This is a genomic window from Ancylobacter sp. FA202 (genome assembly GCF_000380205.1).
Classification (GTDB): domain Bacteria; phylum Pseudomonadota; class Alphaproteobacteria; order Rhizobiales; family Xanthobacteraceae; genus Ancylobacter.
On record NZ_KB904818.1, the window covers coordinates 3022313 to 3038031 of the forward strand.

A 15719-nucleotide genomic window follows, 5' to 3' on the forward strand; every position below is an offset into this window, starting at 1 on the left:
TCAGACGTCACACACTTTAACGACACTTATATCACGGCCTTATTCCCCCTGCCTGCGGAGACCCCGATGTTCTTCGATATGCTGAAAGCCCTCGGCCTTGCCGCCGCTCTCGCCACGCTCGGCGCGGCCCCCTCCCTTGCCCGGGAAGTCGTGCTCTACAACGCCTCCGACAGCGTTAACACGGCGCTGGTCGCGGCCTTCAAGAAGGCGCATCCCGACATTGAGGTGAAATTCGTTTCCGGCTCCACCGGGCCGATCACCGAGCGCGCGATTGCCGAGAAGGGCAAGCCGCAGGCGGATGTGGTCTATCTCGTCAACAATGTCGCGCTGGAACAGCTGAAGCAGGCGGGCGTGTTCGAGCCCTACGCGCCCGAGGACAGCAAGATCGCCCCCGCCTTCCGCGACCCGGACGATTTCTACAGCAAGTACTTCGCCACCACGATGTGCATGGTGGTGAACAAGGACCGGCTGGCGCAGAAGAAGCTGCCGATGCCGACCACCTGGGAAGACCTGATCAAGCCGGTTTATGCCAAGGAAATCGCGCTGCCCTCGCCGCTGAAGTCCGGCACGGGCGGGGCGATCCTCACCACCTTCGTCGACGCCTTCGGCTGGCCCTTCGTCGAAAACCTGAACGAGAACGTCTACCAATATTCCGATGGCGGCTCAGGCGGTGCGGCGCTGGCGGGCGCGGGCGAGGTCGCCATCGGCCTCACCTTCGATACCACCTGCTTCGAGACGAAGTCCTCCGGCAAGCCGGTGGAGATCGTCTATGGCCGCATCACCCCGAACGTCTCGGAAGGCGGCGGCCTCGTCGCCGGCGGGCCGAACCCGGCGGAAGGCAAGATCTTCCTCGACTTCATGGCGAGCGAAGACGCGGCGCAGGTTCTCGGCAAAGTGGTCGGCGCCACCGCCGTTCCCGGCCACGGGCTGGTCGACCTCAACGAGATCACGCTGTGGAAGATGCGCCGCCCGGTCGATATCGCGGCCTTCCGCCGCGAGTTCGCCAGCCGCATCCTGAAGCAGTGAACGACGCCTCCTTCATGCGCGCCCCGGCGCGGCCGGCTCCGCAGGTGAGCCGGCCGCATCTGGCCGTGCGCGCGGTGAGCAAGGCCTATGAGGGCCATCGCGCGGTAGACGCGGTGTCGTTCGATCTCGCCAAAGGCGAGTTCGTCACGCTGCTGGGCGATTCCGGCTGCGGCAAGACCACGCTGTTGCGGATCATCGCCGGCTTTGCCCGCCCCGATGCCGGCCAGGTGCTGCGCGAGGGCGAGGATGTGACGGGCATGGCCCCAGCCCGGCGCCGCATGGGCTTCGTGTTCCAGTCCTATGCTCTGTTTCCCACCAAGACCGTGGCGCAGAATATCGGCTTCGCGTTGACCGGCCCGCGCGCTGCCCGCGTACGCCGCATCGAGGAACTGGCGCAGCTTGTCGAAATCGACGCACTTGTCGAGCGCTACCCCCACGAGCTTTCCGGCGGCCAGCAGCAGCGTGTGGCGCTGGCGCGGGCTCTGGCCTCGGACCCCGAGGTGCTGCTGCTCGACGAGCCGATGTCGGCGCTCGACGCCCGCATACGGGTGAAGCTACGTGGAGAACTGCGCAAGCTGGTCGACCGGCTCGGCATTACCACGCTCTATGTGACGCACGATCAGGAGGAGGCGCTGGCGCTTTCCGACCGGGTGGCGGTGATGCGGCGCGGGCGGATCGAGCAGATCGGCAGCCCGGCTGATGTCTATCATCGCCCCGCCACCCGCTTTGTCGCCGAGTTCATCGGCCTCTCCAACCTGATCGAGGGGCGGGCGGTGGCGGGAGGCATCGAGGCCGACGGCGTGGTCTGGCCGCTGGCGCTGCCGGCCGGCATGGCGCCGGGCGCGGCGCTGACCGCGGTCTATCGACCCGAACATGTCGGGCTCGCCACTGAGGGCGGCGGCATTCCTGCGACAGTGGAAAGCGTCACTTTCCTCGGCGCGCATGTGCGGCTGACCCTTCGCCTCGCCTCCGGCCGCGCCGTTATCGCCGACCGTCCCTCCTTCGAGGCCGGCGGGCAATGGCGGCGCGGCGCGGTGGCATGGCTGCGGCCCGACCCGCTGCGCGCCGCCCTCATCGGTGCTGAGCCTGCGCCATGACACTATCGCTGCGCTCTCTGCCGGGCCTGCTCATCAGCGCCCTGGTGGCGCTGGTTCTGGCGCTGTTCATCGCCTATCCGATCGGCGCGGTGCTGGTGGAGAGCTTCGTCATTTCTGGCCCGATGCCGCCCGCCGCGCTGAAGGCGGTGACATCAGCCGCGCTCGACGCCGTGCCGGCCGCTGAGCGGGAGGCGCTGGTGCAGCGCTGGACGGCTAGCGCCACCGAGGCCGAGAAGGTGGAGGCCACCGCCGCCGCCTTCACGCTCGCCGGCGCCGCGGTGGCGTGGGACCGCAAGGCTGCCTATTCCGAGCAGAGCGCGGCGATCACGGCAGCGCTCAAGGCACTGCCCGAGGCGGAGCGCGCGGCGGTGGAGGACAATCTCGCCGTCGCCCATATCATGCTGCACAAGCGCACCGCTCTGGCCTTCAAGGTAAAGGAGGCGCTGGGGCCCGAGGGCTTCGACGCCCTGCGCAACGGCACCGATGATCGCTGGGGCCTCGACCATTATCTCAAAGTGTTCGAGGAGCCTTATCTGCGCGCGGCGGCGCTTAACAGCCTCATGCTGGCGGCGCTTTCGGTGGCGTTCACCGTGACGCTGGCCTTTGCGCTCGCCTATGGCATCAATGCCGGCGCCATCCCGTGGCCCTCGCTCACCCGCGTGGTGCTGCTGATGCCGCTGGTGGCGCCGCCGGTGCTGATCGCCACCGCTACCATCATGCTGTTCGGCCGGCGCGGGCTGGTGACGCACACCTTGCTCGACGAGGGGCTCGGCCTGATCGACGCCGACCAGACCAATCTCTATGGCCTGTTCGGTGTCGTACTGGCGCAGACGCTGTCTTTCGTACCCGCCGCGCTGATCGTGTTCGACAACAGCCTGCGCAAGCAGGATGGTCGCATCGACGAGGCCGCTGCCGGGCTCGGCGCCGGGCCGCTGCGCAGCTTCCTGCAGGTGACGTTGCCCATGGCCTGGCCGGGCATCAAGCGTGCCGTGGTGCTGGTGTTCATCCTGAGCCTGACCGATTTCGGCAACCCGATGGTGCTCGGCCGCGATACGCCGGTGCTGGCGGGCGTGGTCTATGATGAGATCACCGCCTATCGCAACACGCCGCTGGCGGCGGCGCTGTGCATGTGGCTGCTGATCCCCTCGCTGCTGCTCTATCTCGGGCTGGAAGCGTTCGGCCGGCGTAAATCCTATGCCGGCACCGCCGGTGCGCGCGCCGAGCTTCCGGTGCCGCCAATGGTTCGGGCCGGGCTCACCCTGACGGCCGGCGTCGTGGCGGGGCTGATCTTCGCGGTTTACGGCACCATGGCGCTGGGGGCCGTCACCCGCGTCTGGGGCACCGACTGGAGCCTGACGCTGGGCTATTTCACCGGCGCCGGAGTTGATGTCGGGCTGGCGGGTTCCGGCTATGGCTCCTCCGAGCGCGGGCTCGGGCTGGTGTGGGACAGTGTGCGCCTCGCCGGCCTTGCCGGGCCGATCGGCGGGCTGTTCGCTGTGATCATCGCCTATGTGGTGGAGCGCCTGCGCCCGCCCGGCGCCCATCTCATCATGTTCCTGGCGCTGGTGCCGGCGATCCTGCCCGGCATCGTCTTCGGCATCGGCTATATCGTCGCCTTTAACGTGCCGTTCGGAATCCCCGCACTGTCGCTGACCGGAACCTCGGCGATCCTGGTGATCAACATTCTGTTCTCGAACCTGTTCGTCGGCGTGCTCGCCGCCCGCGCGGCGCTGCAGCGGCTCGACCGTTCGGTGGACGAGGCCGCGGAAAGCCTGGGCGCCGGGCTGATCGCCCGCTTCTTCCGGGTGACGCTGCCCATGCTGCGGCCGGCGCTGCTGCTGGGCATGCTCTATGTGTTCATCGACGGGCTGACCACGCTGTCCTCGGTGATCTTCCTCGTCTCCGGCAATCACAAGCTGGCCTCGGTGGCGATCTTCAACCACGCCACATCGGGCGATTATGGCTACGCCGCCGCCAAGAGCCTGGCCTTGCTTGGCTTTGCGCTTGCCGCCATGGGGCTGGTGTGGCTCGTTGAGAACCGCAAGCCTGGCCTGTGCCGCGCCGCGCCGCGCGCTCGGCCGATCGACCCCGCTCTGGTGACGCCATGACCGATACCGACGCCTTCGTCACCCGCGACGCGGCTTCCTTCTTCCATCAGCATGGCTCCAGCCCCTGCATCGGCGCCTTGCGCAGCGCACAGGGGCTATGGCTGGAAGATACGGCCGGCCGCCGCTTCATCGATCTGCACGGCAACACGGTGCACCATCTCGGCCATGGCCATCCGGAGATCGTGGCGGCGCTGAAGCGGCAGCTTGACGAACTGGCCTTCACCCCCCGTCGCTTCACCAATGAGCCGGCCGTGGCGCTGGCGGAGGCGCTGCTGGCGCGCTGGCCGGGGGCGCCGGCGCGGGTGCTGTTCGCCACCGGCGGCTCCGACGCGATCGAGATCGCGCTCAAGCTGGCCCGGGTCGCCACCGGCCGGCATGAGACAGTGTCGCTGGAAGGCTCCTATCACGGCCATGGCTTCGGTGCTTTCGGCCTGTCGTCAGGCGCAACGGACCCGCGCCTCGGCGCCTTTCTGCCGGGGCGCCACCACGTCACCCCCTATTGGGTGGGCGAGGAGGGGCCGGCACGGATGCTGGAGGAGGTGGCCGGCCTGCTCGCCACCGGGCGCATCGCAGCGGTGATCGCCGAGCCGATGCGCTCGAACTGCCATGTGCCCCCCGCCGATCTGTGGCCGCGCATCCGCGCCTTGTGCGACGCTTATGGCGCCAAGCTGATCTTCGACGAAATACCCTCCGGGCTCGGCAAGACCGGGCGCTTCTTTGCCTTCGAGCATTTCGGCGCGCTGCCGGATGCGGTGGTGCTCGGCAAGGCCTTGGGCGGCGGCATGGTGCCGATCGCTGCCGTGATCGCCGATGCCCAGCTCAACACCGCGCCGGAGCTGGAGCTGGGCCACTACACCCATGAGAAGAACCCGCTCACCACCCGGGCGGCGCTGACGGCGCTGGATATCATCGCCCGCGACGATCTGGTGGCCCGCGCCGATGAGGCGGGCCGGAAGCTCAAGGACGGCGTGGCCACTATCGCGGCCCGCGTGCCCTGCGTGATCGGGGCGCGCGGTCTGGGGCTGTTGCTGGCGGTGGCCTTCGACGCGGCCCGTTGCGAGCGCCAGCCGGGCCCGGATTTCGCCGCGCATCTGGTGGCGAGCGCCTTCGCGCATGGGCTTTCCACCACCGCAAAGGGCGACGGCGCCATCGGCCTGTCACTACCGCTCACCGTGACCGATGCGGAAATCGCCGAGGTGCTGGCGCGAATCGAGGCGATGGGGCAGGGGCTTTAGCCGGCCGCCCCATCGGCCCCTCAGTGCAGGCTGGCGATGACCGGCCCGTCCTTGTCGTGAATGGCGAAGCGGTCGACCATGGTGGCGCTCGCCTCGTTGAGCCCGATCACCTCGACGCTGGCTCCCGCCTTGCGGAACTTCAGCACGGCCTTGTCCAGCGCGCCGATCGACGTGATGTCCCAGAAATGCGCGTGGGTGAGATCGATCACCACTTCGCGCGCCGGGTTGTCGAAGTCGAAGCCGGCGAGGAACACCTCGGAGGAGGCGAAGAAGATCTGCCCCTCGACGACAAAGGTGATGCGGCCCGCCGTCTCGTCGATGATCTCGCCGACCGCCACCAGCTGCGAGACCTTGCCGGCGAAGAACACGCCTGAGAGCAGCACGCCGACCAGCACGCCGATGGCGAGGTCATGGGTGGTCACTACGGTAACGACCGTCGCCAGCATCACCAGCGAGGACGAGCGCGGATTGCTGCGCAGGTCGAGGATCGAGCGCCAGGAGAAGGTCCCGATCGACACCATGATCATGACAGCCACCAGCGCCGCCATCGGGATGATGCGGACAATGTCGTCGAGTACCAGGATCAGGAAGAGCAGGAAGGCGCCGGCCACGAAGGTGGAGAGCCGGCCTCGTCCACCCGAGGTGACGTTGATGACCGACTGGCCGATCATCGCGCAGCCGCCCATGCCGCCGATCAGCGCTGCGCCGATATTGCTGGCGCCCTGGCCGATGCATTCCTGGCTCTTGTTACTCAGCGTGTCGGTCATGTCGTCGACGATCTGCGCCGTGAGCAGCGATTCCAGCAGGCCAACGGCGGCGAGTGTGAGCGAATAGGGCAGGATGATCTGCAGCGTCTCGAGCGTGAGCGGCACGCTGGGCAGCATCAGCATCGGCAGGCCGGACGGCAGCTCGCCGAGATCGCCGACGGTGCGCAGGTCCATCCCGCTCCACCACGCGAACAGGGTGAGCGCGCCGATGGCGACGAGAGGTGAGGGCACCGCCTTGGTCAGGAACGGAAACAGATAGATGATGGCGAGCCCGACCACGATCATCGGGTAGGTTTCCATCGGTACGCCGATTAGCTCCGGCAGCTGCGCCATGAAGATGAGGATGGCGAGGGCGTTGACGAAGCCGGTGATGACCGAGCGCGAGACGAAGCGCATCACCCGCCCGAGCTTCAGCAAACCGGCGAGAAACTGGATGAGCCCCATCAGGATCGTGGCGGCAAACAGATATTCCAGCCCGTGGTCGCGCACGAGACTGACCATCACCACGGCAGTGGCGGCGGTGGCAGCCGAGATCATGCCCGGGCGCCCGCCGACGATGGCGGAGATGCAGGCGATGGCGAAGGAGCCGAAAAGGCCCACCTTCGGATCGACACCGGCGATGACCGAGAAGCCGATGGCTTCGGGAATGAGGGCAAGGGCGACGACGATTCCGGCAAGGATGTCGCCGCGAATGTTGGAGGTCCAGTCGCGGAAATAGCGTGAGGTCAATGTCATGTGGGAGCGATCTTCGCAAAGAGCGGGCGTCCGCCGACAAGGCGGGTGAGACGGGCGCTGGCGATGCGTGATCCGGCGGATCGGCGGCCGGAAGAGCCACCCGGGCTTTCACCGGGTCCTGACGAGTGAGGGCTGCTTAGAACAGATCGTGCTGCGGTGCAACGCCGGTTCCGTGCGCGGGGCGGTATCGTGCGTATTTTCGCCGCAACGCACAATTGTCGGAACCCAGGGCGCTCTGGGTACTTGTCTCGGGCGTAGGGCCTGCCGCCCTGGAACGCGCGAGGTCAGGCATGCATCGACGTCACCTGTTGCTGGGTTTGGGTCTCCTGGCGATGGCGCCGGTGCCATTGTCACGTCTCGGCATCAGTGAGGCGTGGTCGGAGGAAGAGGAGCAGGCTGTTCCCTTCGACGCGCAGACCGTGCGTCAGCTGGCGCGCGAACTGGCCTCTAAGCCCTATAAGGGCCCGGCCAGCGACCTGCCCGGTGCCTTCGACAAGCTCAGCTACGACGATTACCGCAATGTTCGCTTCAACGGCGATCGGGCTCTCTGGCGCGAGGCCAATACCGGCTTTCAGGCGCAGTTGCTGCATCGCGGCTTTCTGTTCCGCGACCGTGTGGACATCTACCAGGTCGTGGAAGGCAAGGCCCGCAAGCTCGCCTATGACCCATCTATGTTCCGGTTCGAGCATGGCGTCGCCCAGCCGCCGGCGAAGACCGATATCGGCTTTTCCGGTTTTCGCCTGCACGGCCCGATCAATCGGCCGGACTATTTCGACGAGATCGCCGTCTTCCAGGGTGCCAGCTATTTCCGCGGCGTGGGCAAGGGGCAGGTCTATGGCTCGTCCGCCCGCGGGCTGGCGATAAAAACCGGCGATGCCGGCGGCGAGGAATTCCCCGCCTTCCGCGCGTTTTGGCTCGAACAGCCCCGCCCGGGAGTGGATTCGGTGGTCGTTCACGCGCTTCTCGACAGCCCGAGCGCGGCGGCGGCGCACCGCTTCACTATCCGCCCGGGCACCGAGACGCTGATGTCGGTCGAGATGACGGTCTATCCGAGGGTGGACATCGACCAGGTCGGCATCGGCGCGCTGACCAGCATGTTCATGTTCGGCCCCAATGATCGCGACGGCATCGATGATTTCCGACCCATGGTCTGCGACGCCAATGGCCTCGCCATCGTCACGGGAACGGGCGAACGGCTGTGGCGACCGCTGGCGAACCCGCAGCGGCTGCAGATTTCCTCCTTCGCTGTCTCGGATCTGCGAGGCTTCGGCCTGATGCAGCGCCAGCGCTCGTTTTTCGACTATCAGGACCTTGAGGCGCGCTATGAGCGCCGACCCGGCGTCTGGGTCGAGCCGATCGGCGATTGGGGCGATGGCTCGGTGGTGCTGGTCGAAATCCCGACGCCGGAGGAGATTCACGACAACATCGTCGCCTTCTGGCGCCCGCGCGAGCCGCTGCGCAAGGGGCGCGAATACAGCAACACCTACCGCCTGCACTGGGGCTGGTCGGGCCCGGATGTCACCGATGCCGGACGTTTCACCGCCACCCGCGTTGGCGGCAATGCCGATCGCCGGCTGTTCGTGCTCGATATTGTCGGCGACAGGGTGAAGGACCTGGCTCCGGAAAGTCTGGCGGCACGGGTGACGGCCAATACCGGCGAGATCAGGGATATCGTCCTGCAGCCGAACCCGGAGATCGGTGGCTGGCGCGTCTCGTTTGCGCTGGAGCCGCGCGGGGCCGGACTTGTCGAACTGCGCGCCGACCTGCTGCGTGGTGAGGAGCGCATGGCCGAAAGCTGGGTCTATCGGTGGACGCCATGAGGCGCTCCGAGGACATGGATCGCGCGCGCCTCGCCGGGGCCGAGAGTGGCCCGGCGCTGCCGCCGGAATTCTCGCTGGCGATGCCGGTTCAGTCGCTCGGCAAGGTGCCTAAGGCCGCAGCGCCGGGCCCCCGCCCGGCAAGCCTCGCCCTCCGCCGCGTCTTCGTGCTCTTTGGTGCGGGCGCGCTCACGGTGCTGGCCGCGCATGAAATGTATCTCGTGCTGGATGTCGGCGGCGTCACGCTGCTGGAATATCTCGTGCTGTGCCTGTTCGTCGTCCTCTTCGCCTGGATCAGCTTTGCCTTCACCAACGCGCTGGTCGGCCTGCCGAGCCTGCTTAGCCGGACGCGGGGGCAGCTCGGCATCGCGCCGGACGGGCCGCTGCCGAGCCTGACCACGCGCACCGCCATTCTGCTGCCGATCTACAATGAGGAGCCGGCGCGCGTGCTGGCCGGGCTTGAGGCAACCTGCGAATCGCTCGACGCCACCGGCGCGGCCGCTCATTTCGACGTTTTCATCCTCAGCGACACCACCGATGCCGATGTGTGGATCGCCGAGGAAGCGGGGTTTCTCGATCTGCGGGCCCGGCGCGGCGACCATGGGCGGCTGTTCTACCGGCGCCGCCCGCGCAACACCGGCCGCAAGGCTGGCAACATCGCCGAATGGGTGACCCGCTTCGGCGGTGCCTATGAGAGCTTCCTCATCCTCGACGCCGACAGCGTGATGACCGGCGATTGCCTCGTGCGCCTCGCCGCCGCCATGGAAGCCAATCCGAGCGCCGGGCTGATCCAGACCCTGCCGGTCATCGTCGGCGGCCGCACCCTGTTCGCCCGGCTGCAGCAATTCGCCGGCCGGCTCTATGGCCCGCTGATCGCCCATGGGCTCGCCAGCTGGAGCGGGCCGGAGAGCAATTACTGGGGCCACAACGCCATGATCCGCACCCGCGCCTTCGCCGAGGGCGCGGGATTGCCGGAGCTGAAGGGACCCAAGCCGTTCGGCGGCCATATCCTCAGCCATGATTTCATCGAGGCGGCGCTGATGCGCCGGCGCGGCTGGGGCATGCACATGGTTCCCTGGCTGGAGGGCTCCTATGAGGAAGGCCCACCCACGCTGGCTGACCTCGCGGTGCGCGACCGCCGCTGGTGCCAGGGAAACCTGCAGCATATCGCCGTCCTGCCGGCGCGCGGGCTACATCCGGTCAGCCGGCTGCATCTTCTTACCGGCATCGGTTCCTATCTGACCGCGCCGCTCTGGCTGGTCATGCTGCTGGCGGGTCTGGCCACCGCACTTCAGGCCCGCTTCGTGCCGCCGGACTATTTCCCCGCCGGCTTCGCGCTGTTTCCCAGCTGGCCGGCCCAGGACCCGGTGCGGGCCGTGTGGGTGTTCGTCGCCACCATGGCCGTGCTTCTGCTGCCAAAGCTGTTCGCCTTTGCTGCGCTGCTGGCGTCCCGCGCCAGCCGCCAGCGGTTCGGCGGGGGTGTGCGAGCGTTTGCCGGCATGCTGGGGGAGACGCTGATTTCCGGCCTGCTCGCCCCGGTGACGATGTTCACACAGTCGGCGGCGGTGGTCGGCATATTGGCCGGGCGCGATGGTGGCTGGCAGCCGCAGCGGCGTGACGATGACCGGATCGATACCGCGTCGATCCTGCGCTACTTCCTGCCCCATACGGTGGCGGGATGGCTCTTGGGGGCGGCCGCGCTCAGCATCTCGCTGCCGCTGTTCCTCTGGATGACGCCGGTGGTGCTGGGTCTCGCGCTGGCGATACCTCTGGTGCTTTGGACCGGTGCCGCACGGGCCTCACTGCCGGCGCTGTTCCGCACCCCGGAGGAGCAGGCGCCGCCCGAGGTTCTGCTGCGGGCGCGGCAGCTGCGGAAGGCGAACCCGACGCCGGCGCCTTCCGAGGCGGTCGCCCATCTCGCCGCAGCGCCGGAACTTGCCGCCTTCCACCGGGCCCAGCTTGTCGATGGCGAGCGCCGTCCCGGCGATTACGCACCTGATCGGCTGATTGCGTTGGCGAAGATCGAGGATGCGCCGAGCCTCGACGTCGCGCTCGGTGCGCTCAACCCCCGCCAGAAGGCCGCCGCCCTCGGCGATTTCAGCGCGCTCGACGCCCTACTGGCGCTGGCACGGCAGCAAAGCGAGCCCGGCGCGCGCGTGGCCCAACCGGAAAAGGCCGGCGCGCCGGCTCCGGTGGCGGCAGCGAAGTGATCAGGAACAAGGGCAAGCTATAGGGGGCTCTTGCGGTCGACCTTCTCTTCGGGAAGCTCGATGTCCTTGGCCTGACGGCGTCGTTTCGACTGGTGGATGGCGTAGGCCAAAGCTGCGACAAGCAGCAAGGCGCCAAGCCCGTAGAGCATTTCCATCATGGTCTCCTTGTCTTCGCGTCGCGCGCGCCAGAGACGCTGCCGCGGAGCCGGTGGCTGGCGGCACGGTCAGACCTTGCCTGCGGCGCCGGCCGGCTCTCCCGCGCCATGCCCCGTGTCCTCGACACCGAGCATCGTTTCGCCGGCGCCGGGCACGGTGATCGTCACGTCGTAGCCGTCGCGGATGGCGTTGGAGGCGGCGGCGACGGCCGCCTCGAAGGCGGCTTCCTTGCTGGCATAGGCCATGCCGGTGTCGCCATCGCTCTCGACCCGCCATTGCCCCTCGCTGCCGCGAAGGCGATAATGCGCCGAGCCGGTAGATGATTGGTTCTGCATGATTTTCTCCTCTTCAGCTGCCGATCTCAGATCATCGGAGCGCCGCCGGTGACGGCGATGGTGGCACCCGAGACGTAGCTCGACAGCGGGTCGGCCAGCATCACATAGGCGGTGGCGAGCTCGGCCGGCTGGCCCGGTCGCTTAATCGGCACCTGCTCGCCGAAATGCGCCACCTTCTCCGCCGGCATGGTGGCGGGGATGAGCGGGGTCCAGATCGGCCCCGGTGCCACCGCATTGGCGCGGATGCCCTTCTCGGCGAGCAACTGCGCCAGCCCGGCGGTGAAATTCTGGATGGCGCCCTTTGTCGTCGCATAGGCGAGCAAAGTGGGGTTGGGCTTGTCGGAATTGATCGAGGCGGTGTTGATGATGGCGCTGCCCGGCTGCATGTGCGGCACGGCGGCCTTGGTCAGGTAGAACATGGCGTGGATGTTGACCTTGAACGTCAGATCCCATTCCTCGTCGGGAATGTCGCCGATGTCGTCGAAGGTCTTCTGGTGGGCGGCGTTGTTCACGAGGAGGTCGATGCGCCCGAAAGCTTCCACCGCCTTGTCGACCAGCGCGCGGCAATGGGCGGCGTGCTGGATGTCGCCGGGAACCAGCACCGCCTGCCGGCCCGCATCGCGCACCAGCGTCGCCGTCGCTTCGGCGTCGTCGTGCTCGTCGAGATAGGAGATCAGCACGTCGGCGCCTTCGCGGGCATAGGCGAGGGCGACGGCGCGGCCAATGCCGCTATCCCCGCCGGTGATTAGTGCCTTCAGGCCCTCCAGCCGGCCCGATCCCTTGTAGCTCTGCTCGCCATGGTCGGGACGCGGCGACATCGCCTCCGTCCGCCCGGGCATGGGCTGCTGCTGCTCCTGAAAAGGCGGGCGCGGATGAGGCGTCGGCATCGTCGGGGCTCCTTGGCTATTGGCAGGGCAATGATGCGAGGCCAACGGCTGGCTGGCGGGTTGGTTCCGCCATCCGGAGGGCCGGCCCCCGGCAGATCGGCCGAACCATCGCGCCATTTCGGGCGTTGGCCTTCCGATCACCCCGTCACGGGCTCCGCATCGCCTCTCGAAGGCGACGCGCTGCGCCGTCTTCGAGAGGAAGAGCCATGCCATTCCATGCCGCCCGCACCCCCTTCGCCCGCCGCGCACTGGCCGTGCCCTGTCTGCTGGTGCTCGCCGTCGGCGTCGCCGCATGCGACCGGGCGCCGCCGACATTGCCGGAAAGCGCCGGCTATGGTCCCGACCCGCAGCTTCCCGAGCCACACAGCTCCACGCTTCCGACCATCAAGGTGGCGGAGGCTATCGGCTGGCAGGAGGGCGCGCGCCCGACCCCGGCGGCAGGGATGCAGGTGACCGCCTTTGCCACCGACCTCGCCCATCCGCGCTGGCTCTATGAACTGCCCAATGGCGACGTGCTGGTGGCGGAATCGGACGCGCCGCCCAAGCCCGAGGACAAGTCCGGGGGCCTGCGCAGCTGGGTGCAGGGCCTGTTCATGAAGAAAGCCGGGTCGCAGACGCCAAGCCCCGACCGCATCTCGCTGCTGCGCGACGCCGATGGCGACGGCACGGCGGAAGTGAAGTCGGTGTTCCTTGCGAACCTCACTTCACCCTTCGGCATGGCGCTGGTCGGCGAGCGGTTCTATGTCGCCAATGCCGACGCCATCGTCAGCTTCCCCTATCAAGAGGGCGTGACGGAGATCACGGCGCCGGCTGAAAAGCTCGCCGACCTGCCGGCCGGGCGAAATCATCACTGGACCAAGAGCCTGCTGGCGAGCCCGGACGGCTCCAAGCTTTATGTCGCCGTCGGCTCCAATTCCAATGTCGGCGAGAACGGCATGGAGGAGGAGGAGAACCGCGCCGCCGTGCTGGAGGTGGATGTCGCCACCGGCGCCTCGCGCGTCTTCGCCACCGGCCTGCGCAACCCGGTCGGCATCGACTGGAATCCGGCCAATGGCGAGTTGTGGGTGGCCGTGAATGAGCGCGACGAGATCGGCGACGATCTGGTGCCGGACTATATGACCTCGGTGCGGGAGGGCGGCTTCTATGGCTGGCCCTATTCCTATTACGGCCAGCACGTCGACGAGCGGATCGAGCCGGCGCGGCCCGACCTCGTCGCCAAGGCGATTAAGCCGGATTACGCGCTGGGCGCGCACACCGCCTCGCTCGGCTTTACCTTCGCCAATGGCCCGGCGCTGGCGGATCGTTATTCCTCCGGCGCCTTCATCGGCCAGCACGGTTCGTGGAACCGTAGCGAGCCGGTCGGCTACCGGGTGATCTTCGTGCCCTTCGCCGACGGCCGGCCTTCGGGCGTGCCGCAGGAGATTCTGACCGGCTTCCTCGACAGCGAAGGCAATGCGCAGGGCCGTCCCGTCGGCGTTCTCGTGGACACGCGCGGCGGCCTGCTTGTCGCCGACGATGTGGGCAATACCGTGTGGCGGGTGACACCGGCCGAAGGCGCCGCGCCTGCCCCTGGCGCGGCCGCAGCGCCCGCCCCGAACCAGGCGATGTGAGCATCCCCGCGCCCGGCACTGGCCTTTGAGAGGGAACCTCGGCCGGGCGCGCACGTTCGCCTCCAGGGAGATGACGGGCATGGGGGCTCGATGACAATAAAGGAGATATCCCATGGCGAAGATCACCGATTCACGCATCCTCATCATGTCCGCCAATGGCTTCGAACAGTCTGAGCTGATGGTGCCGCGTGACGAATTGCGCGCCGCCGGCGCCCGCGTCGACGTGGCGAGCCCGGACGGCAAGGCCATTCGCGGCTGGAAGGGCGAGGACTGGGGCGAGAGCGTCGATTCCGACACCACGCTCGGCGCGGTGAAGCCGGAAGACTACGACGCGCTGGTCATTCCCGGTGGCCAGATCAACCCGGACATCCTGCGCGTCAACAAGGAGGCGATGGCGATCGTCCGCGCCTTCCTCGACAGCGGCAAGGTGGTCGCCGCCATTTGCCACGGGCCGTGGCTGCTGGTGGAAGCCGACGCCGTGCGCGGGCGCACCGTGACCTCCTACGCCTCGATCCGCACCGACGTGAAGAATGCCGGCGGCAACTGGGTCGACCGGGAGGTGGCGGTGGACAAGGGCATCATCACCAGCCGTTCGCCGGCCGACCTCAAGGCCTTTGTCGCCAAGATCATCGAGGAAATCGGCGAGGGCCGGCACGAGCGTCGCAAGGTGGCGTGAACGCTCCTTCCATAAAGACGACAGGCGGGCGCTTCGGCGCCCGTTCTGCTGCGTGATGCTCCCTGCCAGCGGGGAACGCGCCACCCGCAGGCGCGTTAAGGACGAGGCATCCCGGCACCCCCCTCGGGGCAAGCACAGAGGCAGGCATGGCCGCGCGCGCGACATGGAAGGGCTTTCTAAGGCTGGGTGAGCTGGTCTGTGCCGTCGGCCTCTACACCGCCGTCAGCGCCAGCGACCGCGTCAGCCTGCACATGGTGAACCGGAAGACCGGCCACCGCCTGCAACGGCGCTTCGTCGATGCCGAAACCGGCAAAGTGGTGGAGCGCGAGGAGCAGGTGAAGGGCTATGAGGTCGATGCCGGCGACTTCATCGTGCTGGAGCCGGAAGAGATCGCCGAGGTGACGCCGAAGGGCGACAAGGCGCTGACGATCGAGAGTTTTCTCCCCTGTGCCGAGGTCGATGATCTCTATTTCGATCGCCCCTATTACCTGCGCCCGGCGGACGAGGCCTCGCAGGCGAGCTTCGCCGTCATCCGCGAGGGCCTGCGGAAGAAGAAGGTGGCGGCGGTGGCGAGCGCCGTCTTGTTCCGCCGCCCGCGCAGCCTGCTGATCCGCGCCTATGATGACGGCCTCATCGCCACCACGCTGAACCATGACTATGAGGTGCGCTCGGCGCAGGAGGCCTTCGAGGACATTGCCGAGGTGAAGATGGAGCCGGAAATGCTCGATCTCGCGCGCCATATCATCGAGACCAAGGCCGGCCGCTTCCAGCCGGAGACCTTCGACGACCGCTATGACGACGCGCTCGCCGAACTGGTGCGGGCGAAGATGGAAGGTCGCAAGATCGCCCCGCCGAAGCAGAGCTCGGCCAAGGTGGTCAGCCTGATGGACGCGCTGCGCGAGAGCGCGGGTCTGGCGGGCGGGGGTGACAAGAAGGCGCCGCACGAGAAGGCGCCCGCAAAAAAGTCGGCGGCAAAGAAGGCGGCCACCAAGAAGAGTCCCGCCAAGAAACCGGCGGCTCGCGCGGCCTCACGCGCCCCCACGCGCAAGGCGGGCTAGGC

The 15719-nt window shown here is 67.7% G+C and carries 13 protein-coding genes and 1 other annotated feature; of the genes, 9 read left to right on the forward strand and 4 right to left on the reverse strand.

Annotated elements, in window-relative coordinates; genetic code table 11:
• Window positions 1–66: 66 nt before the first annotated feature.
• The 4 genes from A3M1_RS0113765 to A3M1_RS0113780 are packed head-to-tail and all read left to right on the forward strand — an operon-like array spanning window position 67 to window position 5466.
• Window positions 67–1026: an extracellular solute-binding protein gene (locus tag A3M1_RS0113765; RefSeq protein WP_018389562.1), complete on the forward strand. Its 960-nt coding sequence runs from the start codon at window positions 67–69 to the stop codon at window positions 1024–1026.
• Window positions 1023–2123: an ABC transporter ATP-binding protein gene (locus A3M1_RS0113770; protein ID WP_018389563.1), complete on the forward strand. Its 1101-nt coding sequence runs from the start codon at window positions 1023–1025 to the stop codon at window positions 2121–2123. Before A3M1_RS0113765 ends, A3M1_RS0113770 begins: the two co-directional genes overlap by 4 nt.
• A complete protein-coding gene (locus A3M1_RS0113775; protein ID WP_018389564.1) occupies window positions 2120–4231 on the forward strand; it encodes an iron ABC transporter permease in 2112 nt (703 codons plus the stop codon). Before A3M1_RS0113770 ends, A3M1_RS0113775 begins: the two co-directional genes overlap by 4 nt.
• A complete protein-coding gene (locus A3M1_RS0113780; RefSeq protein WP_018389565.1) occupies window positions 4228–5466 on the forward strand; it encodes an aminotransferase class III-fold pyridoxal phosphate-dependent enzyme in 1239 nt (412 codons plus the stop codon). Before A3M1_RS0113775 ends, A3M1_RS0113780 begins: the two co-directional genes overlap by 4 nt.
• Window positions 5467–5486: 20 nt before the next feature.
• Here A3M1_RS0113780 and A3M1_RS0113785 read toward each other — a convergent pair whose 3' ends face one another.
• Complete coding sequence (locus A3M1_RS0113785) at window positions 5487–6968, reverse strand: SulP family inorganic anion transporter (protein ID WP_018389566.1); 1482 nt, start codon at window positions 6966–6968, stop codon at window positions 5487–5489.
• Window positions 6969–7034: 66 nt separating this feature from the next.
• Window positions 7035–7090: a sequence feature (sul1 is cis-regulatory element that is thought to sense ions involved in sulfur or methionine metabolism; They are found in Alphaproteobacteria), on the reverse strand.
• Window positions 7091–7258: 168 nt separating this feature from the next.
• Here A3M1_RS0113785 and A3M1_RS0113790 point away from each other — a divergent pair.
• Complete coding sequence (locus tag A3M1_RS0113790; protein ID WP_026221312.1) at window positions 7259–8788, forward strand: glucan biosynthesis protein; 1530 nt, start codon at window positions 7259–7261, stop codon at window positions 8786–8788.
• Entirely contained in the window at window positions 8785–10995 is a 2211-nt protein-coding gene (gene mdoH / locus A3M1_RS0113795) for a glucans biosynthesis glucosyltransferase MdoH (protein WP_245261675.1), read from the forward strand. The genes A3M1_RS0113790 and mdoH overlap by 4 nt, the downstream gene beginning before the upstream one ends.
• A gap of 17 nt (window positions 10996–11012) precedes the next feature.
• Here the strand turns inward: mdoH and A3M1_RS26710 are convergent, their stop codons facing one another.
• From A3M1_RS26710 to A3M1_RS0113810, 3 genes are all read right to left on the reverse strand, one after another.
• The gene (locus A3M1_RS26710) at window positions 11013–11150 is read right to left on the reverse strand and encodes a hypothetical protein (RefSeq protein WP_018389569.1); all 138 of its coding nucleotides are present in this window, start codon (window positions 11148–11150) and stop codon (window positions 11013–11015) included.
• Between the two features lie 69 nt (window positions 11151–11219).
• Window positions 11220–11486 (reverse strand): hypothetical protein, encoded by a 267-nt coding sequence (locus tag A3M1_RS0113805; RefSeq protein ID WP_018389570.1) that lies wholly within the window; start codon window positions 11484–11486, stop codon window positions 11220–11222.
• Window positions 11487–11512: 26 nt separating this feature from the next.
• Window positions 11513–12373: an SDR family oxidoreductase gene (locus tag A3M1_RS0113810; RefSeq protein WP_026221313.1), complete on the reverse strand. Its 861-nt coding sequence runs from the start codon at window positions 12371–12373 to the stop codon at window positions 11513–11515.
• A 206-nt stretch (window positions 12374–12579) separates the two neighbouring features.
• On the opposite strand from A3M1_RS0113810, the gene A3M1_RS0113815 reads away from it, so the two are divergent.
• The 3 genes from A3M1_RS0113815 (at window position 12580) to A3M1_RS0113825 (ending at window position 15717) form a co-directional block, all read left to right on the forward strand.
• Complete coding sequence (locus A3M1_RS0113815; protein WP_018389572.1) at window positions 12580–13983, forward strand: sorbosone dehydrogenase family protein; 1404 nt, start codon at window positions 12580–12582, stop codon at window positions 13981–13983.
• A 112-nt stretch (window positions 13984–14095) separates the two neighbouring features.
• Complete coding sequence (locus tag A3M1_RS0113820) at window positions 14096–14659, forward strand: type 1 glutamine amidotransferase domain-containing protein (RefSeq protein WP_018389573.1); 564 nt, start codon at window positions 14096–14098, stop codon at window positions 14657–14659.
• Between the two features lie 146 nt (window positions 14660–14805).
• On the forward strand, window positions 14806–15717 hold the full coding sequence (locus A3M1_RS0113825) for a Ku protein (protein WP_018389574.1): 912 nt from the start codon (window positions 14806–14808) through the stop codon (window positions 15715–15717).
• The last annotated feature ends 2 nt before the right edge of the window (window positions 15718–15719 follow it).

Excerpts from the sequence above, each read along its gene's own strand:
- A3M1_RS0113775 (WP_018389564.1), top strand. The coding sequence starts at position 2,120 with ATGACACTATCGCTGCGCTCTCTGCCGGGCCTGCTCATCAGCGCCCTG.
- A3M1_RS0113780 (WP_018389565.1), top strand. The coding sequence starts at position 4,228 with ATGACCGATACCGACGCCTTCGTCACCCGCGACGCGGCTTCCTTCTTC.
- mdoH (WP_245261675.1), top strand. The coding sequence starts at position 8,785 with ATGAGGCGCTCCGAGGACATGGATCGCGCGCGCCTCGCCGGGGCCGAG.
- A3M1_RS26710 (WP_018389569.1), bottom strand. The coding sequence starts at position 11,150 with ATGGAAATGCTCTACGGGCTTGGCGCCTTGCTGCTTGTCGCAGCTTTG.
- A3M1_RS0113805 (WP_018389570.1), bottom strand. The coding sequence starts at position 11,486 with ATGCAGAACCAATCATCTACCGGCTCGGCGCATTATCGCCTTCGCGGC.
- A3M1_RS0113765 (WP_018389562.1), top strand. The coding sequence starts at position 67 with ATGTTCTTCGATATGCTGAAAGCCCTCGGCCTTGCCGCCGCTCTCGCC.
- A3M1_RS0113785 (WP_018389566.1), bottom strand. The coding sequence starts at position 6,968 with ATGACATTGACCTCACGCTATTTCCGCGACTGGACCTCCAACATTCGC.
- A3M1_RS0113825 (WP_018389574.1), top strand. The coding sequence starts at position 14,806 with ATGGCCGCGCGCGCGACATGGAAGGGCTTTCTAAGGCTGGGTGAGCTG.
- A3M1_RS0113790 (WP_026221312.1), top strand. The coding sequence starts at position 7,259 with ATGCATCGACGTCACCTGTTGCTGGGTTTGGGTCTCCTGGCGATGGCG.
- A3M1_RS0113815 (WP_018389572.1), top strand. The coding sequence starts at position 12,580 with ATGCCATTCCATGCCGCCCGCACCCCCTTCGCCCGCCGCGCACTGGCC.
- A3M1_RS0113810 (WP_026221313.1), bottom strand. The coding sequence starts at position 12,373 with ATGCCGACGCCTCATCCGCGCCCGCCTTTTCAGGAGCAGCAGCAGCCC.
- A3M1_RS0113820 (WP_018389573.1), top strand. The coding sequence starts at position 14,096 with ATGGCGAAGATCACCGATTCACGCATCCTCATCATGTCCGCCAATGGC.